At 68.3% G+C, this 22,849-nt stretch carries 25 protein-coding genes; 18 read left to right on the plus strand and 7 right to left on the minus strand.

All coding sequences use genetic code 11. From position 1 onward, the window contains the following. Positions 1–150: 150 nt before the first annotated feature. Together ACFV9C_RS27175 and ACFV9C_RS27180 are read right to left on the minus strand one after the other, a co-directional pair. Positions 151–1,146, minus strand: a complete 996-nt coding sequence (locus ACFV9C_RS27175; RefSeq protein WP_380198271.1) for an o-succinylbenzoate synthase — start codon at positions 1,144–1,146, stop codon at positions 151–153. Then, positions 1,143–2,564, minus strand: a complete 1,422-nt coding sequence (locus ACFV9C_RS27180; protein WP_380197986.1) for a hypothetical protein — start codon at positions 2,562–2,564, stop codon at positions 1,143–1,145. Before ACFV9C_RS27180 ends, ACFV9C_RS27175 begins: the two co-directional genes overlap by 4 nt. Positions 2,565–2,983: 419 nt before the next feature. On the opposite strand from ACFV9C_RS27180, the gene ACFV9C_RS27185 reads away from it, so the two are divergent. From ACFV9C_RS27185 to ACFV9C_RS27200, 4 genes are read left to right on the plus strand one after another with little or no spacing between them, the layout of a single operon-like run. Next, complete coding sequence (locus ACFV9C_RS27185; protein WP_380197988.1) at positions 2,984–3,304, plus strand: hypothetical protein; 321 nt, start codon at positions 2,984–2,986, stop codon at positions 3,302–3,304. 9 nt (positions 3,305–3,313) lie between these two features. Then, on the plus strand, positions 3,314–3,574 hold the full coding sequence (locus tag ACFV9C_RS27190; RefSeq protein WP_380197989.1) for a hypothetical protein: 261 nt from the start codon (positions 3,314–3,316) through the stop codon (positions 3,572–3,574). Positions 3,575–3,582: 8 nt separating this feature from the next. Then, positions 3,583–4,503 carry a DNA/RNA non-specific endonuclease gene (locus tag ACFV9C_RS27195; RefSeq protein ID WP_380197991.1) on the plus strand — a complete coding sequence of 307 codons (921 nt, stop codon included), beginning with the start codon at positions 3,583–3,585 and terminating at the stop codon, positions 4,501–4,503. Further along, positions 4,500–4,910 (plus strand): immunity protein YezG family protein, encoded by a 411-nt coding sequence (locus tag ACFV9C_RS27200; RefSeq protein ID WP_380197992.1) that lies wholly within the window; start codon positions 4,500–4,502, stop codon positions 4,908–4,910. Before ACFV9C_RS27195 ends, ACFV9C_RS27200 begins: the two co-directional genes overlap by 4 nt. Positions 4,911–4,982: 72 nt before the next feature. Here ACFV9C_RS27200 and ACFV9C_RS27205 read toward each other — a convergent pair whose 3' ends face one another. After that, positions 4,983–5,453, minus strand: coding sequence for a GNAT family N-acetyltransferase (locus tag ACFV9C_RS27205; RefSeq protein WP_380197994.1), 471 nt, complete (start codon positions 5,451–5,453; stop codon positions 4,983–4,985). Between the two features lie 96 nt (positions 5,454–5,549). Then, on the minus strand, positions 5,550–6,899 hold the full coding sequence (locus tag ACFV9C_RS27210; RefSeq protein WP_380197996.1) for a hypothetical protein: 1,350 nt from the start codon (positions 6,897–6,899) through the stop codon (positions 5,550–5,552). Between the two features lie 331 nt (positions 6,900–7,230). Here ACFV9C_RS27210 and ACFV9C_RS27215 point away from each other — a divergent pair, with 331 nt between their 5' ends. After that, positions 7,231–7,419, plus strand: a complete 189-nt coding sequence (locus tag ACFV9C_RS27215; protein ID WP_380197998.1) for a hypothetical protein — start codon at positions 7,231–7,233, stop codon at positions 7,417–7,419. Between the two features lie 60 nt (positions 7,420–7,479). Then, on the plus strand, positions 7,480–7,809 hold the full coding sequence (locus ACFV9C_RS27220) for a hypothetical protein (protein WP_380198000.1): 330 nt from the start codon (positions 7,480–7,482) through the stop codon (positions 7,807–7,809). A 577-nt stretch (positions 7,810–8,386) separates the two neighbouring features. On the opposite strand, the gene ACFV9C_RS27225 is transcribed toward ACFV9C_RS27220, so the two are convergent. Further along, positions 8,387–9,163, minus strand: a complete 777-nt coding sequence (locus ACFV9C_RS27225; RefSeq protein WP_380198002.1) for an AraC family transcriptional regulator — start codon at positions 9,161–9,163, stop codon at positions 8,387–8,389. 54 nt (positions 9,164–9,217) lie between these two features. Here ACFV9C_RS27225 and ACFV9C_RS27230 point away from each other — a divergent pair, with 54 nt between their 5' ends. Further along, positions 9,218–10,171 carry a zinc-binding dehydrogenase gene (locus ACFV9C_RS27230; RefSeq protein ID WP_380198003.1) on the plus strand — a complete coding sequence of 318 codons (954 nt, stop codon included), beginning with the start codon at positions 9,218–9,220 and terminating at the stop codon, positions 10,169–10,171. Here the strand turns inward: ACFV9C_RS27230 and ACFV9C_RS27235 are convergent. Then, positions 10,129–11,298 (minus strand): methyltransferase domain-containing protein, encoded by a 1,170-nt coding sequence (locus ACFV9C_RS27235; RefSeq protein WP_380198005.1) that lies wholly within the window; start codon positions 11,296–11,298, stop codon positions 10,129–10,131. The two genes, ACFV9C_RS27230 and ACFV9C_RS27235, sit on opposite strands and share 43 nt — an antisense overlap. A 10-nt stretch (positions 11,299–11,308) precedes the next feature. Beyond that, positions 11,309–11,863 carry a peptidoglycan-binding protein gene (locus tag ACFV9C_RS27240; protein WP_380198007.1) on the minus strand — a complete coding sequence of 185 codons (555 nt, stop codon included), beginning with the start codon at positions 11,861–11,863 and terminating at the stop codon, positions 11,309–11,311. A gap of 214 nt (positions 11,864–12,077) precedes the next feature. Here ACFV9C_RS27240 and groES point away from each other — a divergent pair, with 214 nt between their 5' ends. The 11 genes from groES to ACFV9C_RS27295 all read left to right on the plus strand — a co-directional run bounded on the left by groES (position 12,078) and on the right by ACFV9C_RS27295 (position 22,814). Continuing rightward, the gene (groES, locus tag ACFV9C_RS27245) at positions 12,078–12,374 is read left to right on the plus strand and encodes a co-chaperone GroES (protein WP_130384566.1); all 297 of its coding nucleotides are present in this window, start codon (positions 12,078–12,080) and stop codon (positions 12,372–12,374) included. Positions 12,375–12,491: 117 nt separating this feature from the next. Continuing rightward, a complete protein-coding gene (gene groL, locus ACFV9C_RS27250) occupies positions 12,492–14,111 on the plus strand; it encodes a chaperonin GroEL (protein ID WP_380198009.1) in 1,620 nt (539 codons plus the stop codon). Positions 14,112–14,192: 81 nt separating this feature from the next. Continuing rightward, positions 14,193–14,645, plus strand: a complete 453-nt coding sequence (locus ACFV9C_RS27255; protein WP_380198011.1) for a GNAT family N-acetyltransferase — start codon at positions 14,193–14,195, stop codon at positions 14,643–14,645. A 37-nt stretch (positions 14,646–14,682) separates the two neighbouring features. Then, a complete protein-coding gene (locus tag ACFV9C_RS27260; protein WP_380198013.1) occupies positions 14,683–15,285 on the plus strand; it encodes an RNA polymerase sigma factor in 603 nt (200 codons plus the stop codon). Continuing rightward, the gene (locus tag ACFV9C_RS27265) at positions 15,282–16,328 is read left to right on the plus strand and encodes a CU044_5270 family protein (RefSeq protein ID WP_380198014.1); all 1,047 of its coding nucleotides are present in this window, start codon (positions 15,282–15,284) and stop codon (positions 16,326–16,328) included. Before ACFV9C_RS27260 ends, ACFV9C_RS27265 begins: the two co-directional genes overlap by 4 nt. Before the next feature lie 130 nt (positions 16,329–16,458). Then, positions 16,459–17,082, plus strand: a complete 624-nt coding sequence (gene shbA, locus ACFV9C_RS27270; protein ID WP_380198016.1) for an RNA polymerase sigma factor ShbA — start codon at positions 16,459–16,461, stop codon at positions 17,080–17,082. Next, positions 17,075–18,787, plus strand: coding sequence for a hypothetical protein (locus tag ACFV9C_RS27275; protein ID WP_380198018.1), 1,713 nt, complete (start codon positions 17,075–17,077; stop codon positions 18,785–18,787). Before shbA ends, ACFV9C_RS27275 begins: the two co-directional genes overlap by 8 nt. Positions 18,788–18,923: 136 nt before the next feature. Then, on the plus strand, positions 18,924–20,438 hold the full coding sequence (gene guaB, locus ACFV9C_RS27280) for an IMP dehydrogenase (protein WP_380198020.1): 1,515 nt from the start codon (positions 18,924–18,926) through the stop codon (positions 20,436–20,438). A gap of 24 nt (positions 20,439–20,462) precedes the next feature. Further along, positions 20,463–21,569 (plus strand): GuaB3 family IMP dehydrogenase-related protein, encoded by a 1,107-nt coding sequence (locus tag ACFV9C_RS27285; RefSeq protein WP_380198022.1) that lies wholly within the window; start codon positions 20,463–20,465, stop codon positions 21,567–21,569. Then, positions 21,566–22,282, plus strand: a complete 717-nt coding sequence (locus tag ACFV9C_RS27290; RefSeq protein WP_380198023.1) for an acyl-CoA thioester hydrolase/BAAT C-terminal domain-containing protein — start codon at positions 21,566–21,568, stop codon at positions 22,280–22,282. Before ACFV9C_RS27285 ends, ACFV9C_RS27290 begins: the two co-directional genes overlap by 4 nt. 85 nt (positions 22,283–22,367) lie before the next feature. Next, positions 22,368–22,814 carry a hypothetical protein gene (locus tag ACFV9C_RS27295; protein WP_380198025.1) on the plus strand — a complete coding sequence of 149 codons (447 nt, stop codon included), beginning with the start codon at positions 22,368–22,370 and terminating at the stop codon, positions 22,812–22,814. The last annotated feature ends 35 nt before the right edge of the window (positions 22,815–22,849 follow it).

The raw sequence follows: 22,849 nt of genomic DNA on the forward strand, positions 1-22,849 counted from the left end.
GGTCAGCGGCCACCCGGTTCTGCCTGCCAGCCTGACCAACCCAGATGAACACGCGGTGACGGATGAGGGCCTGTCTGGTGATTGAGCGCCAACCGCACAGAGCACCTGCTCAATGAACCACCGGCTTAAGACACTAGACCGGCCGAGGCACTACCTGTCATGGCGACGGTTGAGCTCAGCTGTCACGCGATGCAGTCGGCTCAGCCACCACTCAATCCGGGCCTGGTCTGCTGGCGCAAACTCTTGAAGCAGCTCGGGAGTCGGCTGTGGCTTCGTTGAAGGGACTGTGATGAAGCCGTCGACTGGGCGGAACGTTGTGGTGTCGGCGATGACATCTCCGGTGAGGAGGGAGAGTGTGTCGAGTCCGCAGGCGAAGTCCAGTTCAGGCAGAGCTGCGGCGAGTGCGACGCTTGTGGCTACGTCGATGCTGGTACCGATGGTCGACGTGACGACGCAGGGCAGCTTTGCGGCCTCTGCGACCTCCAGTGAGCGGCGGATGCCGCCCAATGGTGCCGGCTTGATGATTGCCAGGTCGGCGGCGCCTGCGACGGCGACTTTGAGTGGATCTTCGGCGCGGCGGATCGACTCGTCTGCCGCGATGCGGACATCGACGCGGCGCCGGACGGCCGCGAGCTTTTCGAGCGTCACACAGGGCTGTTCAACGTACTCCAGTCCGCCGGCCGCGACATCGAGCTGCTTGATGTTCCGTACGGCGGTGTCGACGTCCCAGAGGCAGTTCGCGTCGATGCGGATCGCACCACCAGGTCCCAGGCCGTCGCGCACGGCCTCAACCCGCGCGATGTCCTCGGCCAGCGAGTCGGGATGGGTGGCGACCTTGAGCTTTGCGGTGCGGCAGGTCGTCTCGGCAGCAATGCGGCGCGCCTCGTCGGGGCCGACGGTCGGGATGATGCAGTTGACCGGTATCCGGTCGCGAACCGGCGCCGGCCACGGGGTCGTGCATTGCTCGACGGCCGCTTCCAACCACGCAATACATTCGAGATCGTCGTACTCGACGAAGGCGCAGAATTCTCCCCATCCGGCTGGCCCTTCGAGCAGTACGCCTTCGCGGGCGGTCAGGTCTCGAAGTTGCGACCGGAGCGGGATGGAGTAGACGTGCGCATTCAGATCGGGGGCTGACAGCGTCAGGGAGCAGCCGCCTCGCTTCTTGTGCGAAAGGCCGTCAGACGGTCGTCAAGAGCGCGCAGGTGTGATGACTTTGCGCGCAAGGGATGGACCTGTCGGTGAAGTGTACGGATGCGATCCACAGCCCGCCTGGAGGCGACCGCGGTGGTTGCTTTCATGGCATCCGCGCCATAGATCAGTGCCTGCTCGTCGTTTCGCGAGAGCAGATGCGTGGTTGCCAGATCTGTCAGGACGAAGGATCGGCTACGCGTTCGCCAGGGCTCGTAGCTTGTCAAGGCCTGATCGATCAGCTGAGCAGCATGTTCAGTTTCCCCTGTGTCTCGTAAGCTCCGACCGACATCGGCGAAGAACTCACCTTGGGTATAGAAGTCCAGCCATCGCGGCTCGCTGTCAGGTCGCGAACGCTCGAACGTCCGCTCGGCCTCCAAGACCACACGCCTGGCTTCCTTGGCATCGCCAAGCAACGCGTGTCCGCGGGCTTCGATGGCCAGGAGCAACGCTCCGAGGACCGGCGCGGTCGCGCTGCCTGCCAACGAGCGTCCGGCTCGGGCCAGGGCCACGGCATGGCGGCCATTCGCCGTCCGATCTGCGTCAGTCAAGGCGCCGTGCCCGATGTGCACGGTCAGTCGACTCATGTGCCCGAGGATGTTGGCCGCGTAGGCCATGTCACCGTTCGACAAGGCCAGGTTGAGCGTCTGGATGTAGTACCGCTGGGCGAGAGCGTGACGTCCGACGTCGGCGGCCATGGAGCCGGCAAGCCACGAGACTTGTGCGATCACGCGTAACAACGCGCTGCCGACCTTGGCGGAGTAGCTGCTGTGGAGCAGGCGTGTGGCCTCACCATGGAGCAGCTGTACGCCCTGCTCACGGATCCTCCCAGAGCCATACTGGTGGTCCAGGCGCCGCAGATGGTTGAAGTGATCCTGCAGAACGCTCACGTCCGCGACGGAGATGCAGTCTCTGCCGCCATGGTCGGTGATCCTTGCCGGCGGCACGGTCAACGCGTGCAGAGCCGGCTCGGCGAACGCAGCCGCCGCGAATGACGACCCGATCAAGAAGTTGCGACGACTCAAATCCCTGCTGGACAGCATGATCACCGATTGAAGAGTCCCGTCGAGAGTTCCCGAGCTACGCAGGCCATCGTGCGGATCCTCTGCAGGCGGGCCGTTGTCGGCGAAGCCGCACTCCGCGAGGCTGACCTCTCGCCGCAGTCGTCGGCCCACGACCTTGGCCACCAACCTGGGAACCGGCCATCGCGGCTGAGCACCGTCCAGCATGCGACGCACAGAGGTCGGCGTCGTACCTAGATGAACACCTTCCTCCGCGCCTGACGCAACCACAGCACGCGCCAACGCCGCGTTGCTGATGGCCGCTTCCGCCAGCAACGCGCGCAGCGCTGGGTTACCGCAATCGCCGGACATCGCCTGTGTTCTCCAGTGGTCAACTGACTGCTCACCGTAGTCGATTGTCGGCCTCCGAACCCTCGGAGGGGAAGATGCTCAGCTCGAGTGGGACCCCAGTGAGACCCCTGAGACCGCATCGGCTCCTGTGGTGCTCCCACGGGACTGCTGCCCGTGAACTGCGTGGTCTTCGATGGTTCCAACAACATGAAATCGAGGTTGTCCGAGTGACCATGAGACACGACGAGCCCCGCCTCGCGGACTCAGCCGCCCACTGACTGGCGGGGGTGGCGTGCCGGTCCCTGCGCCCGCGTCAGCCCCCGCCCTCCACCTCCCCGCTCGCAGCGCCCCTCCTCTCGCTGCGAGCGGGGACCGCGGCGCACATGGTCTCGGCGCCTCTGCCGCGACCGGCGCCCCGTACACCGAAAGAGAGCATCCACATGACGTATCTACCGATCGACGAGCAGATCACCGGTGAGGCTCCGGTGATCATCGACAAGGTCCGGTCCTACTGGTACGCGCGGGGCTTCGTCGCCGGCAATCCGCCGCTCGGTGGTCTGCTGCTGTCCTACCTCGACGAAGAGTTCCCGCCCGAGGCTGACGCCGCAGACGGCGAGGTGGCGGCTGACGTGATGGCCATGATGTTCGCCGACGCGTTTGAGTGCTGCCCCCACGGCGACATTGAGCTGGCATTCGTGCAGTGGATGACCCGCGCGTTGCTCCAGGACTCACCAGTTCTGCCCAACCCGCCCCAACAGTGAGGAACCGGCATGTCCGACGTGCAACGGCTGAAGGAACAACTGCACCACATCGCATCGGATGCCAACCAAGCCGGTGGCGGTCTAGCCGGTTTCAAGCTTCGCTTCACTCAGAGCTCGCAGCAGGTCCAAGCCCTCATCGCCGGAACCACGACCGGCGCCGACCGATCCATTGCCGAGATCCTGGATGCCGCCGGACGAGCGGTTGAACAGGCAGCAGAGTCGCTGGCCATCGCGTCTGCCGCCTGCGCGCGCTACGCCGATCAAATCTAGTCACCCACGTGGCGTCGGATCTGGAGCGAGTCGCCCAAGGCTTGGTCGAGTGCCTGGACCAGGTTCCGGCCGTCGTGGCACACCTCCAACGGACAGCTCAAAGGTGCCGCGACAACGCGGCGTTCGCAGCGCAACTCGGCGCCCAGCAGCCCGCCCTCTATCTGGACGCCGCCGCCCGCGCATGCGAACAGGCAGCCCACGTTGCTGCTCAAGCGGCCCCGAAGGCCCGCGAATGGGCAGACCGCGCGGTTCGGGACGCCTCAACGAAGCATCCGACAACGAGCCGTGAGCGATCGCCATTCCCTGATTGCCACCGGCGCGCTGTGGACGGCGAGCCAAAGACAACTGAGGACACCGCATCGGACATCGAACTCGATCTGAGCGATATCGACCTGGGTAGGCGGGACAGGAATTCCGGCGCCGCACAAGTGCCAGATCACGATCTGTCGAGCACCAAGCCTGGCGACCGCCCATTGCTCAAGGCACCACCTGCCGACACGACCATCAGAGTGGACAAGAAGTTCACGTACAGAACAGACGGCTCTGGACGCGTGATAGAGGCGCGCGCCGATCTCGACCTGATCGACCTGGACCATCCCAGGGACAAGTCCGCACAGCGCAAACTCGTCGGCAAGCTCCCAGGAGACCACGCAGGTCACATCTTCGCCAGGATCTTCGGCGGCCCGCTCGGCAACCTGAACCTGCTTCCGATGGCCGGCAAGACCGTCAACTTGAGCATGTACAAGACCTTGGAAAACCACTGGCGCCGCATGATCGAATCCGGAAACGCCGTCAACGTGTTCGTCGCGTTCCGCTACCCGGAGGGCAGTCGCCGGCCAGATACGATCTGGGTCGAGTACGAGGATGGCGACGAGTTGGTCACCCGCCGGATCAGCAACGACTCGATCTCACCGAAAGGCACACCATGACCGAGAAGTCCCAGGAGCTTCTGAGCAGGATCGGCAGGTCGATGGCTCGGTCAGCGCCGTCAGGGTGGGAGCAAACCGAGCTGAGAATCACCGGCGCAGGTCCCATGTCAGGTACGACGCTCCGAGCGACCGCCGGGGACAACTCGACTGCTCACAAGATCGCTCTCGATCACGATGGCCAGGATGCTGCCGACGACCTGCGCAAGGAGATGTATCAGCCAGGCAAAGGCGCCTGGTACAACGCCACCATCACCTTGACCCACACCGGCAAACTCGCCGCCAACTTCGACTACGACACCCCGCCCTTCGAAGGCGACGCAGACTCTGACCTCCTGATCGAAGACGACCGGCTGTTCCCACGCGATCCCGAACACCTACCACCATGGCACCCCGCAAAGACCGGCTGAGACTCCGCGTGCGCAGCAGAACACGGCTCGGCTCCAGAAGGTCACTGAGGGACCAGCGCATCCGTGGGGTGCTCAGCCCTGGCAGAGTTGCTTAGCGAACGCCCGGTTTGTCAGACGACGGCCTGTCACGTAGGACTGGATCGCCTCGTAGCCGCTGGCGGCGTACAGCCCGATGGCAGAGCTGTTGAGGGAGCCGGTCTCGAGGAGCATGCGGCAGGCACCATGCTCTGCGGCCTCCTGTTCGAGTTGGCTTAGTAGCTGGCGCCCTACTCCCTGCCCGCGCTCGGCTGGGCGGACATACATCTTGCGCACTTCAGCGACCTGCTCAGCTTGGTTGTAGGTTCGATAGCCACCGCAACCGATCGGTTCGCCTGCGGGCGAGTAGGCAACCAACAGCAGTCCGCGTGGCGGGTCGTAGTCGCCGGACGCTTCGCGATCGGGCGAGTCGGCAAAGCCGTACGTATCAAGCTGCTCAGCATAGAGAGCTCGGATCAACCGCTGCGCGTCTGGGGAGTCGAACGGGCGGGCCACGAGCCGGATCACTGACAGGACACTAGCCTGGGGATGCCTCCAGCCACTACACGAGGTCTCGGTCGCGCTCACCGCCCCTCCAGCGCCGCGTCAAGTTCCGGCAGGAAATCAGCCACGACGGTCGCCCTGCGGCGTTGAGACAGATTCCTGCGCAACTTCTCGCAGCGTCGCCATGCAGCGCCCCGATTGCACCTCCGAGACACGCGCGAGGGCCGTGCGCGCAGTCGCAACCGTCCCGTCAAGGTCACGGCGCAGCATGTACGCCCGAGCCAGTTGGCACCCGTGCAACAAAGCCGAGCGTTGATAGGCCGGGTCATCTCCGATACTCGACAGTGGCGTCAGCAATTCGATCGCCTGCTTAAGCAGGGGCTGCTGGTAGAGATCGGTGTGCATGGCGATGGCCAGCAGGCTGTATCCGGCCTCGGCCGACAGTTGGTCTGGGGTGAGGTAGTACAAATACGACGACAGTTCGTCCTGGCCCGCGGACGCAAGTAGCTCCTGCGAACGGTCAGCAGCGATCCGGAAGGCGCCAAGATCGCCCACGCTGGCGTGTGCGGTGGCGGCACGCCCAGCCGTGCGAGCTTGCAGCAGATGGCTGGCGGTCTGGACGCTGTTTGCGGCATCGATGATCCGAATCGCGTCTGCGCCTTGCCCCGTGTAGGACGCCACGTACGCCAACATGCCAACGTTGTTCACCATGCGGCCGTCGTCACGAGCCGCCCGGGCCAGGCGGATCGCCAGCAAGAGGTATCGCTGAGCTATCGCCGTCTCACCGGCATCAAACTGCATCCAGCCAGCGAGCTGAGCCAGATCAGCGACGATCGTGAGGAGGTCGCGGCCGACCTCCGGGTCGTAGCTGGCACTGCGCACCAGATCGAGAACGCCAGCCAGTTCGTGCGTGACATAGCGGAGGCTGAGCGCTCCACCGCCTTGGCGGTCGTCGAGATGCCGGAGTGCCTTGACGTGCGACGCAATGAGTTCCGTCTGCGGTTGCCGAACCCGGTCTCGCCTGTTCTGAGCCGGGATCGATGTAACCGTGGTGTGAATGCCGTCGAGAATCGCCGCGAGCAGGTCCGGGCCATCAGTCGGAAGTGGCCGCGAGCCGTTGACGAGTTGTTCAAGCGACCGGACCACGCCGTCCAAGCTGGCACTCGTCGCGATTTCTGCAGTCTTGGCCGTTGATCGTTGAGCACGTGCATGTCCCGGCCACAACTGCTCAGCGGAGACATACACACCGAGCTCGTCGGTCAGGACGGTGGCGACGACTTCGGGGATCGAACCGTGCGGACAATAGTTGACTCGAACCCACGGGTATGCCGCCGTGATATCGACCCGCTCCGACGCACGGCCGCGCCTTGTGAGCCAGGCATTTACTGCACGTGCCAGATCGCGCGGCCCCCAGCCGATCACCTGCAGCGCTTCTTGCAGGGACTCCGGGCGCACCTCCGGGTCACGCATACCCGCAGTCCCGTGTCCGCTACTCACAATGACAACTTACGCCCATTGCAAGCGGCAGACGGGTTCGCGGCGCATGGAAGGGAGTACGGACGCGAGGTTCACGACCTTCACGCCCCCTGCAGCGGACTTCGCACCGTTCACCGTTCCATCAGGTTACTCACACATGACGCTCGGTGATCCACTTAGTTGGTCAGCACAACGATCAAGGAAGGGAGGCGGACATGGTGGTTCTGATCAGCGGTCCTTGGCCGGTCGTTATCAGCTATGCCCTGGCTGCCGGCGTTTACGTGTTCATACTTCGCGACATCTGGCGCGAGGTGAGAGGCGACTGATGAGCATGCCGATGAAGTTGATCGAGCGTCGTCGCCGCGTTCGGGTCTGGTTCGGCGAGCACTCGATCGCAACCTATGTCGCCGAGCCAGCGCTTGCCGCCCGATACGAAGCAGCCATGCGTCGCCGATTCGCTGGGCTTCGAGTCACCAACGAGCCGATCGGCAGTTCGGATGCCGAGCCATCGTGAAAGTGCGGCCATTGTGCAGCTCGGCAAGCCTTCCTTACGCTCCAGAGCCGAGCGGCGGCAATGGGCGAGGTTGACCAGACAAAACCGCTGCTCCTCGGCTACGTCCGGAAACACTTCCTCATGACGCCAACTGCGCTGGGGCAAGTCAAGGCGGAGCTGGTCGCGTTCGCGCATCGCGAAGGGTTCACGTTGCACGCGATCTTTGTCGATCAGATCGAGACCGCACCAGCGGCGTTTCAAGCGCTGATGGACACAGCCGTCCGCCTCGAAGCCGCCGCAGTCGTCGTGCCGAGTTTGACCCATCTATCGGAGGCAGCGGCCACAACCGGAATGAAGGAGCACGTCGAGCACTACACGAACGCTCGCGTCTTGGTGGCCGGCGGTCCCTGATCTGACGGGGTCGGTCGGCGCTGCTCCTCACAGCAGACTCGCCGCGGATCGTCGCGAGTCACCGTCGACCCCGTCGCACTTGTCCCTGTCTGAGCCTTCCCCGAGTCCCCTGGCTCCCCTCCTGGCTCGGGCAGGGACCCCAAAGATCGGCTGGTGCGGGACGTGAAGCGAGTCCGTCCTGCGCCAGCCGCTCCAATCAGAGCGCCACGAACAACCTTCCTCGTTCGAGTTTCATGAGTAGCGGACCGACTAGATCCACGCGTACCACTCACCACGCCCGGCTTTACAGAGTGCGCCGGCTAAGCAGTCGCTCGCGAGCGGCAGCTCGCAACTCGCCCGCGGCAGCGGGCAAGATTGCCGGCGGCAGCCGGTGGGTGGGTGGGGGCGCGCGTAGCGGGTGCGGGAGGGAGCGGCGCGACCGGAGCGCCTGCGGAGCACGCGGGGCTGACCACCTCCACCACCCACCACATGCACCTGACGTAGCGCGTTGGCTAGTGGCGGGTCTCCGGGGAGCGCGGCAACGGGCGCAGCACCTCGTCCGTCGGCAAGTCGTCCGGAGACCCGCACGCGAGGTCGATCATATGTTCGAGTGTAGGTCGAGCGCAAGTGCCCGGTGCCGGCCGGGTGTGGTGCCGATGATCTGGGCGAACGCCGCGATGAAGCCGCTCGGGTTCGCCCAGCCGCAGGCGTGGGCGACGTACGTCGTCTCGTGGCCGGCGGCGAGCAGGACCAGCGCGTGGTAGATGCGCAACTGGGTGCGCCACTCGTAGTACGTCATGCCGAGCTCGTTGCGGAACAGGCGGCTCAGGGTGCGGGCGCCGGCGCCCGCCTGGCGGCCGAGTTCGGTGAGTGGCGTGTTGTCGGCGGGGTTGTCGTGCAGGAGTCGCGCGATCGCGCGGAGGCGGTCGTCGCGGGGTTCGGGGAGTTGCAGCGGCTGCTCCGTCGCTTCGTGGAGTTCGTCGACGAGGACCCGTTGGAGGCGGGCGCGGGCCTGGGGTTCGAGGTGGCGGCTGGTGAGGGCGAGCAGTACCTCGCGGGCGAGACCGGAGGCGAGGAAGACCGCGGGACGATCCTGCAGGCGGCGGGACAGTGCGAGCGGCAGGAACACGATGCGCATGTCGGTCTCGCCGTGTGCGCGGTGGTGGTGGGTGGTGCCGCCCGGGGTCCACGCGACGCGGTTGGCCGGGACGATCGAGGTGCCGTAGTCGGTGTGCACGGACAGTACGCCGCGGGCGGCGTACACGAGGTGTCCTTCGTCGTGGGCGTGCACCGGGCTGATGCCGCCGGAGGTCCACTGGTGTGCGCCCGCGGACGGGAAGAGGTCCGAGCGGACAGGTTGGCGGCCATCGGGCATAGCTTGGCATTCTATCGGTGGTCGGCCACGGCGTCCGGCGGCGAGAGTGAACGTATGACGATGCGTGCGGCGGTGTGTGTACGGGCGGGTGGCCCGGAGGTGCTGGAGATTCGCGAACTGCCGGTGCCGGCGGTGCGGGACGGGTGGAGCCTGGTCCGGGTGCGGGCGGCCGGGCTGAACCGGTCGGAGCTGCGGACCCGGCAGGGGCATTCGCCGGCGGTGGTGTTCCCGCGGGTGCTCGGGATCGAGTGCGTCGGCGTGGTCGAGGCCTCGACGGATCCCGCCGTACCGGAAGGGACCACGGTGGCGGCGGTGATGGGGGAGATGGGACGGGCGTACGACGGCGGGTATGCGGAGTACGCATTGTTGCCCAACGCAACGTTGATGCCGCTGTCGACGACGTTGCCGTGGGAGGTGCTGGCGGCCCTGCCCGAGACCTATCTGACCGCGCAAGGCGCGTTGGACACGTTGGGGATCGAGCACGGCGGACGGTTTCTGATCCGCGGCGGTACGTCGTCGGTCGGGATGGCCGCGGCCGCGATCGCGTCCGGTCTCGGCGTGGAGACCGCGGTCACCACCCGGCAGGCGCGGAAGGCCGCCGCGCTCACGGCCGATCACGTGCTCATCGAAGAATCGGTGCTCGACGTCTGGCCGGACGGTCCGGACTACGTGCTGGATCTCGTCGGCGCGCGGACGGCAGTGGACTCGCTGCGCGTCGTACGGCGTGGTGGGACGGTCTGCGTCGCGGGGTCACTCAGCGGCTGGCTGATCGAGGCGTTCGAGCCGATCGCGATGATCCCGACCGGGACCCGGCTGACCGCGTTCCACAGCGAGACGATGCGGGGGCGGGCCGATGTGCTGCAGCGGATCGTCGACGAGGTCGAGGCGGGTGCGTACCGGCCGAACGTGGACCGGGTGTTCGGCCTCGGCGAGATCGCCGCCGCGCACCGGTATCTGGAGGACGATCAGGCGACCGGCAAGGTGGTCGTCACCCTCCGGCAGGAGTAGGCGACCGCATCCCGGCCGATCCGCGTGACGATCAGCGTCGCGCTCGCGGACCCCTTCGGCGCGAGCTTCTTCCGCAGCTGGGCCGGGTCCAGGTCGACGCCGCGCTTCTTGATCTCCAGCGTCCCGATGCCCTGACCGCGGACCCACGCGCGAAGCGCTTTCTCCTTGTAGGGCAGCTCTTCCAGGACTTCGTACGCCGATGCCAGCGGAGTCGCGACGTACTTCGCTGCCGTCACATAAGCGATGCGCGGATCCAGCAGCCAGCCGTCGACCGCCCCGGCGACCGCAGTGACGAGACCGGCCCGGACCACCGCACCGTCCGGCTCGTAGATGTACTGCCCGACCGGACCCGCGTCCACCTCTGGCGCGTTCGTGACGGTCGCACCGCCTGGTAGGAGAGTGGCGCGGCGCGGGACGCCTGTCGACAGGCGTCCGGACCAGAGAGCGGCCTCCTTCACCTCGCCGGCGTCGCTGATCCACTCGGCCTCCACGCCGTCCGGGATCGCGTCGTGCGGGATGCCGGGAGCGACCTTCACGCACGCGGTCCGTTCCAGCAGTGCGGTCACGAACGACCAGGGCGGCGAGTAGGCGTTGTGGTCGAACACCCGCCGTCCGTCCGCGCGACGAGCCGGGTCCGCGAAGACCACGTCGTACGGCGTGAGGTCGGTGGACTCGGCGTCTCCCACCAGTACGTCGCCTGGCAGGCGCAGGGCGGACAGGTTGGCGCGGGCGGTGGCGGCTGTTTCCGGGTCGCGTTCCACGCCGGTGACCTGGAGTCCGGCGCGGGCGGCGGTGATGAGGTCGCCGCCGATGCCGCAGCCCAGGTCGACCAGGCTCGCGCCGGGCATCGCGGTCGCCAGGCGTTCGGCGCGGTGGGCGGCGACGGTGGTGCGGGTGGCTTGTTCCAGACCGTCCGGGGTGAAGTACATGCGGCCCGCGTCAGGGCCGAACTTGGCGACCGCACGGTGGCGCAGGGCGGCCTGGGTGACAGCGGTTGTCACCAGAGCAGCGTCGTACCGGCGTCTGAGCTGTTCCACCAGTCGCAGCTCGCTGCCGGGGCGGAACTCGGCGCACGCGGCAGCCAGTACCTCGGCGCCCGGTCCGTCGAGCAACGCAGCGACACTCACGCCGGCAACTTTAGTGGGGGCTGGAACAGCTCCTGCTCCAGCTGCGGGTCGCCATCGAGTACAGGCGCCAGTTCATCGCAGAACGCGTCTTCGGGCCGTAGACGCCGTCCGCCACGAGGTGGTGCTTGCCCTGGACCGCTCTGACCGCAGCCCGGGTCTTGCTGCCGTAGATGCCATCGACGGCGAGCTTGGTGCCGTAACAGAAGTTCAGGTTGCGCTGGAGGACCAGGATCGCGGTCTCCGGATCACCTGTGCGGCTCGAGCGGCGGTACGGGTTGTCGCCGTACCTGAGGGTGCAGGCGGTGCTGGTGCTTCCCAGCAGCGACGGCATCGGGATGCCCCAGCTGCGGTTGACAGGTGCCAGCCGGGCGGACGTGCACTGGGGTAACGCGGCTGCTGCGGTGGTCTCGGGGGTGGGCTGGTCGGCCTTGGGTGTGGTGGTGGGTGTGCCGGAGGCCGCGGGGGAGTCGTGCTTCGAGGCGTTGGCCGCGACGGCTCCGACGGCGACCGCGCCGACCGCCGCCAGCAGGGCGACGGCCTTGCCGGACAGCTTGGGGAGCCGCATAGCAACATTCTGTACTGGGGCGGTCACGCGGGCCAGTACGTCTCAGGGTGAGATTCCTTTGGCACTCGAGTTGACCGAGTGCTAATCGCGGCCTAGATTCGGTGTTGGCACTCTCCGTGGGAGGGTGTCAGCGGTCCGGCCTCTGACCCCCGCGACGGCAGGGGAGCGCGACCACATGCCACAGACAAGCGAAATCGACCGTGGAGGTCAGCAAGTGTCGGTCACGATCAAGCCGCTCGAGGACCGTGTCCTCGTCGCGCCGCTCGAAGCCGAGCAGACCACGAAGTCCGGCCTGGTGATCCCGGACACCGCCAAGGAGAAGCCGCAGGAGGGCGAGATCCTCGCCGTCGGCCCGGGCCGGATCGACGACAACGGCAACCGCGTCCCGCTGGACGTCGCCGTCGGCGACAAGGTCATCTACTCCAAGTACGGCGGCACCGAGGTCAAGTACGACGGCCAGGACTACCTGATCCTGGGCGCCCGCGACATCCTCGCAGTCGTCAGCAAGTGACGACCGCCCGCTGTTCCTGACTGACACCGCCCCGGCTACCTCTGGTACCCGGGGCGGAGTGGGTCAGGGCAGCGGGAATCGCCGTACGGACATTTCAGAAAAGGACTGGTTTTCTTCATGCCGAAGATCCTCGAGTTCGACGAGAATGCCCGGCGCGCGCTGGAGCGCGGCGTCGACAAGCTCGCGAACACGGTCAAGGTGACGCTGGGGCCGAAGGGCCGCTACGTCGTCCTGGACAAGAAGTGGGGCGCCCCGACCATCACCAACGACGGTGTCACCGTCGCCCGTGAGGTCGAGCTGGACGACCCGTTCGAGAACCTTGGTGCGCAGCTCACCAAGGAGGTCGCCACCAAGACCAACGACATCGCCGGTGACGGCACCACCACCGCGACGGTGCTGGCGCAGGCGCTGGTGCACGAGGGCCTCCGGGCGGTCGCCGCGGGCGCCAACCCGATGGGTCTGAAGCGCGGTATCGAGGCGGCCGTCGAGGCCATCTCCGCCAAGCTGGTGGACACCGCGAAGCCGGTCGACGACAAGGGCGACATGGCCCACGTCGCGACCATCTCCGCCCGCGACGCCGAGATCGGCGCGTTGATCGCGGACGCGTTCGACAAGGTCGGCAAGGACGGTGTGATCACCGTCGAGGAGTCGAACACCTTCGGGACCGAGCTCGAGTTCACCGAGGGCATGCAGTTCGACAAGGGCTACATCTCGCCGTACTTCATCACCGACGCCGAGGCCGGCGAAGCGGTGCTGGAGGACCCGTACATCCTGATCCACCAGGGCAAGATCTCCGCGATCGCGGACCTGCTGCCGCTGCTGGAGAAGGTCGTGCAGTCCGGCAAGACGCTGCTGATCATCGCCGAGGACGTCGAGGCCGAGGCGCTGTCGACCCTGGTGGTCAACAAGATCCGCGGCAACTTCACCTCGGTCGCCGTCAAGGCGCCGGGCTTCGGTGACCGCCGCAAGGCGATGCTGGAGGACCTGGCCGCGCTCACCGGCGCGCAGGTCGTCGCCCCCGAGGTCGGGCTGAAGCTCGACCAGGTCGGCCTCGAGGTGCTCGGTTCGGCTCGCCGGATCGTGGTCTCGAAGGACAACACGACCGTCGTCGAGGGTTCCGGCAAGGCCGAGGACATCGAGGGCCGGGTCAGCCAGATCAAGTCCGAGATCGAGCGCACCGACTCCGACTGGGACCGCGAGAAGCTGCAGGAGCGGCTGGCCAAGCTGGCCGGCGGCGTCTGCGTGATCAAGGTCGGCGCGGCCACCGAGGTCGAGCTGAAGGAGAAGAAGCACCGGATCGAGGACGCGGTGTCCGCGACCCGGGCCGCGATCGAGGAGGGCATCGTCGCCGGCGGCGGCTCCGCTCTCGTGCACGCGTCCACCGTGCTGGACAAGGACCTCGAGCTCGACGGTGACGAGGCCACCGGCGTCCGGATCGTCCGCAAGGCGGTCGTCGAGCCGCTGCGCTGGATCGCCGAGAACGGCGGCTACGAGGGCTACGTGGTGACCTCCAAGGTCGCGGACCTCGATTCCGGCAGCGGCTTCAACGCCGCCACCGGCGAGTACGGCGACCTGCTGGCGCAGGGCGTCCTGGACCCGGTCAAGGTGACCCGGTCCGCGCTCGCCAACGCCGGCTCGATCGCCGCGCTCCTGCTGACCACCGAGACCCTGGTGGTCGACAAGCCCGAGGAAGAGGAAGCCCCCGCGGCCGGTCACGGCCACGGACACGGCCACTGAGCCTCAGGTCGTAGTTCGACAGCACAGCACACACAGCACCGCCCGGCAGCTTCGGTTGCCGGGCGGTGTTTATATGTGCGGGTGATTCGTGAACGTCGTACCGAGGACCTGGCCGTCTGCGTCGAACTGCTGCGCTCCGTGCACGAACGGGCCGGGTACCCGATCAACTGGCCCGCGGCTCCGGAACTGTGGCTGACACCAGAGACTGCGCTGGGATGTTGGGTCGCGGTGGACAGTGGACGGGTCGCGGGGCATGTGGTGCTGACGGGTGTGGGAGAGCGCGCCGAGGTCGAGCGGCTGTTCGTGGATCCGGCCGCGACCGGGCGCGGCATCGGCCGGCAGCTGCTCGACCACTGCGTGACCGTGGCCGCCGAACTCGGGCGGGAGCTGTCGCTGGAGGTCGTGGACAACCGCGGCGCCGCCGAACGCCTGTACCGCCGGGCCGGCTGGACCGAGACCGGCCGGACGCCGATCGACTGGGGCGGCGAGCACGCCACCGAACTGATCCGCTTCCGCGCGCCCGTCCTCGACTGAGCGGGAACCGGATCGCGGGGATCGGGCAGAAGCAGGTATGCAGCCACCGCGAGCCACCACCCACCCGCCACCGGACCTCGTGCCCGGCCCACCGACCGGCACCGAACCCGTCCAGGCCGCCCGGCCCGAGGAGTTCGCCCAGCTGTTCGACCGGTACGCCGTCACCATCCACCGCTACATCGCCCGGCGGCTCGGCCCGACCGAGGCCGACGACCTGCTCGGGCAGACCTTCCTGATCGCGTTCGAGCGTCGCCACCGGTACGCCGGTACCGCGGACGGCGCCCTGCCCTGGCTGTACGGCATCGCGACCAACCTGGTCCGGCGGCGCCGGCGGGACGAGGTACGCCAGTACCGGGCGTACTCGCGGGCCGGCACCGACCGGCACCCGGACCTGCTCGCCGCCGACGTGGCGGCCCGGGTGGACGCGGCGTCGGCGTCCCGGCTGCTGACCGGCGTACTCGCCCGGCTCCGGCCGGCGGAACGCGACGTACTGCTGCTCTACGCCTGGGAAGACCTGTCCTACGCCGAGATCGCGCAGGCGCTGGACCTGCCGATCGGCACCGTCCGCTCCCGCCTGCACCGAGCCCGTCGAGCCCTCCGCTCCGCGCTCGGACCCGACTTCGAGGAGAACCCGTCATGACCGAGATCGACCTGCTCAAACGAGTCCGCGACGACGTACCGGATCCCGACCCGTACGTCCTGGCCCGCACCCGTCACCTGCTCACCGCGCCGGAACCGGCCAACCCTCGCCGGATCGTACGGCGGCGAGTCCTGGTCGCCGGTGGACTGGCGCTGACACTGGCCGGCGGCTTCCTGATCGCCGACGTGGTCACCCGCGACCATGCCGCCCCGCTCGGCGCCACCGCCGACGCCGGGACCTTCCTGAACGACGCCGCCGCCCGGATCGGTTCGAACCCGGACACGCCGATCCCGCCCGGGCACTTCCGGCAGATCACCGTGCAGTCCTCGATGATCGACACCTTCACCTCGAACCCGGACCTCCGGGCGACGATCTTCAGCCGTGGTGACAAGTGGATCCCGGCCAAGCCCACGGCGCGCTACGTGCAGCAGGGCACGAAGCTCGTGCGGGTCGAGTTCCCGAGCGCGGCCGCCCGTACGGCGGCGCGGAAGCTGGCTCCCGAACTGTTCGCCACCCCCGGCCGGACGACGACCGGCTACGCGATCTGCAGCGACCCGGTCGGGCCGCTGAACCAATCCACCACCAGGTGCGAGGCCGGTTGGACCACGCCGACGCCGGGCTTCCTGGCCAAACTTCCGCGTGATCCCGACGCGCTGCTGGCCGCGCTCCGCCAGGACACGACCGGGGTCGGGCACCCGTCGCCTCCGGACTTCCGGGCCTTCCTGCACCTGTCGTCGGTTCTGGGGTCCGGGCTGGTGCCGGCCGACCTGCGGGCCGCGCTCTACCGGGCCGCCGCGAAGATCCCCGGCATCGAACTGCTGAACGACGTGGTCACCCTGGACGGGCACCACGGCCGCGCGATCGGCATCGTCGGCCAGGACGTGCGCAAGGAGATCGTCGTCGCGCCGGCGAACGGGGCGTTCCTCGGCGGCCGCGACGTCGTCGTCCCCGGGCACCACGGTCCCGGGCTGCGGACCGGCGACATCGTCTCGTCGTACGCCGTCAGCACCCGCATTGCCGCGACACAGCCCGCCGTCAAGTAGCTAACCGGCGAGTAGTGACAGATTGTGATCAAAACAAGGGCTTGACCTTGACTTGACACTAGGCAACTGGAGATGAGCGCCGTAGCATCTTTCAGGCTGACCGGTCCGGACATTCACGAGGGGGCGAGGGGTGACAGAGGTCAAAGTGCCTGACACCCACGACCGGGTCGAGCTCAGGGATCTTGCCGCGCTGGCCGGCGACGGGGACCGCACAGCTCTCAACGACCTGCTCACCAGGGTGCGCGCTGTGGCGCACCGTTACGTACGGTCCCGTCTGTGGACCTATCCGGGCGGCGCCGACATGGTCGACGACGTCGCTCAAGAGGTATGTGTCGCGGTGTTCGGCGCGCTCGGCCGGTACCGCGACGAGGGGAGGCCTTTCGAGGCTTTCGTCTACGGGATCGCGGCCCGCAAGGTCGCCGATGCCCAGCGCGCGTTCGCGGTCGCCGACGTCTCGACGCCGGACCTGCCGGACGGCGCGGACGAGTCACCGACGCCGGAGGAGCGTGCGGTTCGGCAGTCCGAGGTCCAGCATGCCTGGGGGCTGATGGAGAAGCTGCCGGAGAAGCTGCGCGAGATTCTGCGCCTGCGCGTCGTTGCGGGGATGTCAGCCGAGGAGACCGGCCGGGCACTGGGGATGACACCGGGGGCGGTGAGGGTCGCACAGCATCGGGCGTTGATCACGCTCAGGGGGTTCGTGGGGCATGAAGCACAGTTGGAACGAGGAGCAGCAGGGGAGGGGCATCATGGCTGACCGTTTCGATCTCGACGCGATTGAGGCCGATGACGCACTGCTCGATCTGCTGGCTGCCGGTGGGGAGTCCGCCCGTCTGGCGGGTGAGCACGACCCGGCCGTCGCCTTGCTGGCCGAGCTGCGGCTGGCGGTGGAGGTCGAGGACGAGCTCCCGGTGGAGACCATCGACGACCCGGAGACCTTCCTGGCGCGTTGCGCCGCGCTGAACCCGATCACCGACCCGTTCGCCCGCAAGGTGGCGACCCGCGGTCTGGCGTTCGGTGTCGCCGCGGTCGCCGCGCTGTCGGTGTCCGGGGTGGCCGCCGCGGTCACCGGGGACCCGTTGTCGCCGTACGAGAAGGTCATCGAGAAGATGGTCGACGCGGTCCGGCCGCAGACCAGCTTCCCGAAGCAGGACCTGAACGGACTGCCGGTGATGGACCGGCAGAAGATCGTCAAGGTCGGCAAGGACTACCAGATCAAGGCGAGGGCGGAGCACGCCGGGTCGAACCAGGACGGCGACAACTCCGGCACCGACCAGCCGCAGGCGCGGGACGACGTCAACCCGCCGTTGGTGCCGCCGCAGATCGGCGACAACAAGGCGGTCGTCAAGCCGCTGCCGCCACAGGACCTGGTGACCGACCAGAACGGCATCAAGACCACGCCGGAGCCGTCCGGGACCAAGACGACGCTGCCGTCGGACAACAAGACCGACACGCCGACCAGCGAGCCGACCGGTACGCCGACCGACACCACGACCGGTCAGCCGACGGATCCGTCCACGCCGCCGCCGACCGACACCGGTACGCCGACACCGCCGCCGACGGACACCACCCCGACGCCGCCGGCGAACGTGGACAACGGGTCCAGCGACACCGGCACCGGGACCGGCGGCACCGGGACGACCGACGGCACCGGGACGACCGACGGTGGTACGTCGGCCGACCCGACCACTGCGCCGACCGGCGACACCGGCACGGGCCAGCCCGCCGCCGGCGACAACGGCACCTCCACGCCACCGGCGGGTGACACCGGCGGGACCGGCTCCACGGGTACGGGCTCAACCGGTACCGGCTCGACCGATACAGGTTCGACCGGGACGGGCTCAACCGGGACGGGCTCAACCGGGACCGGCTCAACTGGGACAGGTTCGGCGGGGACCGGCTCGACCGGGACCGGTTCGTCCGGGACGGACGGGACCGGGACGACTACGCCGGGTGACGGCGCGGGCGTGATCCCGAGTGCGATCCAGGACCTGCTCGACCTGACGCTCGGCGCGGTGCCCGTCGACGTACTGCCGGTGCCGGCCGGCCTGCCGCAGGCAGACTCCACGACGGCCGCCACCAAGCCCGCGGCAACCACCGCGAAGCCAGCGGCAACCCCCGCCAAGCCCACGACTGCCGCCACGAAGCCGACGGCAACCGCTGCGAAGCCGACGGCAACCGTCGCCAAGCCCACAGCGACCGCCGAGAAGCCGACAGCCAGCGCCAGGTCCGGGAAGTCCGCCCGGTCCGAGCACGGCAAGGCGGCGAAGCACTCGAGCGGCGAGGTGAACACCGGCTCGGTGAAGAAGGCCTACGCCAAGGGCAAGCACTCGACCGGCCACTACCCGGAGGGCAAGCACGCCGCGATCTCCCGCACCCACGGTTCGACCGACGACTCGAGCCTGCTGCAGATCCTCGGCATCATCAACGTGCCGACCGAGAGGCCGGACAAGCACAAGTAGGCACAGGTAACACCTGGTCACCGCCCGCCGCGCGTCCGTGGCGGGCGGTTGCCTGTGGACGGCGGATTCGGGGCTCGCTCACGGCGCGGATAGGATGGGGTTCCGTTCTCGCCGTACAAAGGTGCACGTTTTCCCCATGGACATCACCCCCGCTGGAGTTCCCGACAAGTTCGCCGTCCTCGGCCTCACCTTCGACGACGTACTGCTGCAGCCGAACGAGTCCGACGTCATCCCGTCCGAGGCGGTCACCCGGTCCCGGGTCAGCCGCAACGTCTGGGTGAACATCCCGCTGGTGTCCAGCGCGATGGACACCGTCACCGAGGCCCGGATGGCGATCGCCATGGCCCGGCAGGGCGGCCTCGGCGTCCTGCACCGCAACCTCTCGATCGAGGACCAGGCCCAGCAGGTCGACCTGGTCAAGCGCTCCGAGTCCGGGATGATCGCGCAGCCGATCACGATCGGCCCCGAGGCGAGCATCGGCGAAGCCGACGCGCTCTGCGCGCAGTACCGGATCTCCGGCGTCCCGGTGGTGGACGACGCCGGCGTCCTGGTCGGCATCGTCACCAACCGCGACATGCGCTTCGAGACCGACCTGTCCCGGCCGGTCCGCGAGGTGATGACCAGGCAGCCGCTGATCACCGGCCGGCAGGGGATCGCCGCCGACGACGCGATGGCGCTGCTCAGCAAGCACAAGGTGGAGAAGCTGCCGCTGGTGGACGACGCCGGCAAGCTCACCGGCCTGATCACGCTGAAGGACTTCGTCAAGCGCGACAAGTTCCCGCTGTCCACCAAGGACGCGTCCGGCCGGCTGATGGTCGGCGCCGCGATCGGCTTCTTCGGCGAGGCGTACAAGCGCGCCATGACGCTGGTCGAGGCCGGTGTCGACGTGCTGGTGGTGGACACCGCGCACGGGCACTCGAAGGCGCAGATCGAGATCATCCGCAGGCTCAAGGCCGACCCGGCGACCCGCGGCGTGGACGTCGTCGGCGGCAACGTCGGCACCCGGCAGGGCGCGCAGGCGCTGGTCGACGCGGGCGCGGACGGCGTCAAGGTCGGCGTCGGCCCGGGCTCGATCTGTACCACCCGGGTCGTCTCCGGTGTCGGCGTGCCGCAGGTGACCGCGATCTACGAGGCGTCGCTGGCCTGCAAGCCGGCCGGTGTCCCGGTGATCGGCGACGGCGGCCTGCAGTACTCCGGCGACATCGCGAAGGCGCTCGTCGCGGGTGCGGACACGGTCATGCTGGGCTCGCTGCTGGCCGGCTGCGAGGAGTCGCCGGGCGACCTGGTGTTCATCAACGGCAAGCAGTTCAAGGCGTACCGCGGGATGGGTTCGCTCGGCGCGATGTCGTCGTCCGGTGGGCTGCGCAAGTCGTACTCGAAGGACCGTTACTTCCAGCACGACGGCTCGTCCGACGAGAAGCTGATCGCCGAGGGCGTCGAGGGCCAGGTGCCGTACCGGGGCCCGCTGTCCGCGGTCGCGCACCAGCTGATCGGCGGTCTCCGGCAGTCGATGTGGTACACCGGCGCCCGGACGATCCCGGAGCTGCAGGACAACGGCCGCTTCGTCCGGATCACCTCCGCCGGCCTGCAGGAGTCCCACCCGCACGACATCCAGATGACGGTCGAGGCCCCGAACTACTCCGGCCGCTGACCGCCTGACCTAAGGAATCACCAGATGACCGAGATCGAGATCGGCCGTGCCAAGCGCGGCCGGCAGGCGTACGCGTTCGACGACATCGCGATCGTGCCGTCGCGGCGGACGCGGGATCCCGAGGAGGTCTCGGTCGCCTGGCAGATCGACGCGTACCGGTTCGAGCTGCCGATCCTGGCGGCGCCGATGGACTCGGTGATGTCGCCGCGGACCGCGATCGCGATCGGGAAGGCCGGCGGGCTCGGCGTCCTCAACCTCGAGGGGCTGTGGACGCGGTACGAGGACCCGTCGAACCTGCTCGCCGAGATCACCGAGCTGGACGCACAGCAGGCGACGCACCGGCTGCAGGAGATCTACGCGGCGCCGATCAAGCCCGAGCTGATCTCGCAGCGCGTGCAGGAGATCCGCGCCTCCGGCGTGACCGTGGCCGGAGCGCTGTCGCCGCAGCGCACCAAGCAGTTCGCGAAGCACGTCGTGGACGCGGGCGTCGACCTGTTCGTCATCCGCGGTACGACGGTGTCGGCCGAGCACGTGTCCGGCCAGGCGGAGCCGCTGAACCTCAAGCAGTTCATCTACGATCTCGACGTCCCGGTGATCGTCGGTGGCTGCGCGACTCACCAGGCTGCCCTGCACCTGATGCGCACCGGCGCGGCCGGCGTGCTGGTCGGCTTCGGTGGCGGCGCCGCGCACACCACCCGCAAGGTGCTCGGTGTCGCGGTGCCGATGGCGTCCGCGGTGGCCGACGTGGCGGCGGCGCGGCGGGACTACATGGACGAGTCCGGCGGGCGGTACGTGCACGTCATCGCGGACGGTTCGGTCGGCCGCTCCGGCGACGTGGCGAAGGCGATCGCCTGCGGCGCGGACGCGGTGATGGTCGGATCGCCGCTGGCCCGCGCGAGCGACGCCCCCGGCGGCGGGTACCACTGGGGCGCCGAGGCCTGGCACCAGGACTTGCCCCGCGGCGAGCGCGTCGAGGTCGGCGTCACCGGCACCATGGAGCAGATCCTGTTCGGCCCGTCCTGGGTCCCGGACGGCACGATGAACCTGGTCGGCGCCCTGAAGCGCGCGATGGCCACGACGGGTTACACGGAGCTCAAGGAGTTCCAGCGGGTCGAGGTAGTCGTCGGTTGAGTACCGGCGTACTCCTTCTGCACGGTTCAAGTGGTACGCCGGACCTTGAGCGCGCGCGGTTGCTCGAGGCCGAGGGGTACGACGTGCTTGCGCCGACGTGGGCGGTGACGTACGAGGTGCCGCTGGAGTCGTTCCCGCTGGACGAGCTGGCGCACCACGACCGGCTGGTCGTGATCGGCAGCTCGTGGGGTGCGGAGGCGGCGCTGCTGCTCGGTGCGCTCGACGCGCGAGTGGAGTCGGTGGTCGCGTTCGCCCCGAGCGCGTACGTCTGGGGCCGGAACCTGGAGGACGGCAGCCAGCGGTCCGGGTGGACGTGGCGGGGCGAGCCGCTGCCGTTCGTACCGTACGACCGGGACTGGCAGCCGGAGACCGATCCGCCGAGTTTCACCGGGCTGTACCGGCAGAGCCTGCGCGCGGCGACCGACCGGATGCGGATCCCGGTGGAGCGGATCCGCGGGGAGGTTCTGCTCGTCGCGGGCGGTGACGACCAGGTGTGGCCGGCGGCCGAGTTCGCGGACGAGATCGTCCGGCGGCGCGGCGCGCGTCCGACCAGCGTCGTCGCGGTCGGCACGGCCGGGCACCGCGCCGTACTTCCGGGGGAGCAGCCGAAGACTGCCGGGCAGCGGATGGCGCGCGGGGGGACGGACGCGGCAGACCGCGAGCTGGGCGCGCTGGCCTGGCCGGAGGTGCTCCGGGTGCTCGCCGGACGCTGAGTTGCCTGGACATCGCCCCCGACCGTGCCGGGCTACGATCCTGGAGACCGGCGACCGGGTCGTGCCTACTCGGTGAGGAGAGATCGTGTTCCACTACGTCGATGCCGAGGTACCGGGTGGTTTGGGGCCTGAGTGCAGCCGCGACAAGAATCAGCGGGTCGCGGACTCCGGGCCGTTGCACATTGTCTTCGACGGCTGGATGGGCGACGACCTCGTCACCACGGTCCCGTTCTGGTTCGTGACGGAGCGCCTTGCTGCCGCGCTGCGTGCCTCTGGTCTCACCGGGTACGAACTCGAGCCGGCCAGCGCATCGCAGGGCGAGCAGTACACGCTCGCGTCCGATCGCGAGGTACCGCGCGACTGGTTCCGCCTCGTCCCGGCGGGCACGGCGGGGCAGGATGATTTCGCCGTCGACGACGGCACCGAGCTGGTGGTGAGTGACGCTGCGCTCCAGTTGCTGGAGTCGTTCGACCTCGCGAACGCGTATGTCGCGGACTACGAGGATGTGCCGGCAGGCGGCGCCGCGAGCTGACCGGTGACCGGATGCTGGGCGACCTGCTGATGGTG

The organism is Kribbella sp. NPDC059898, from assembly GCF_042730855.1.
GTDB lineage: Bacteria > Actinomycetota > Actinomycetes > Propionibacteriales > Kribbellaceae > Kribbella.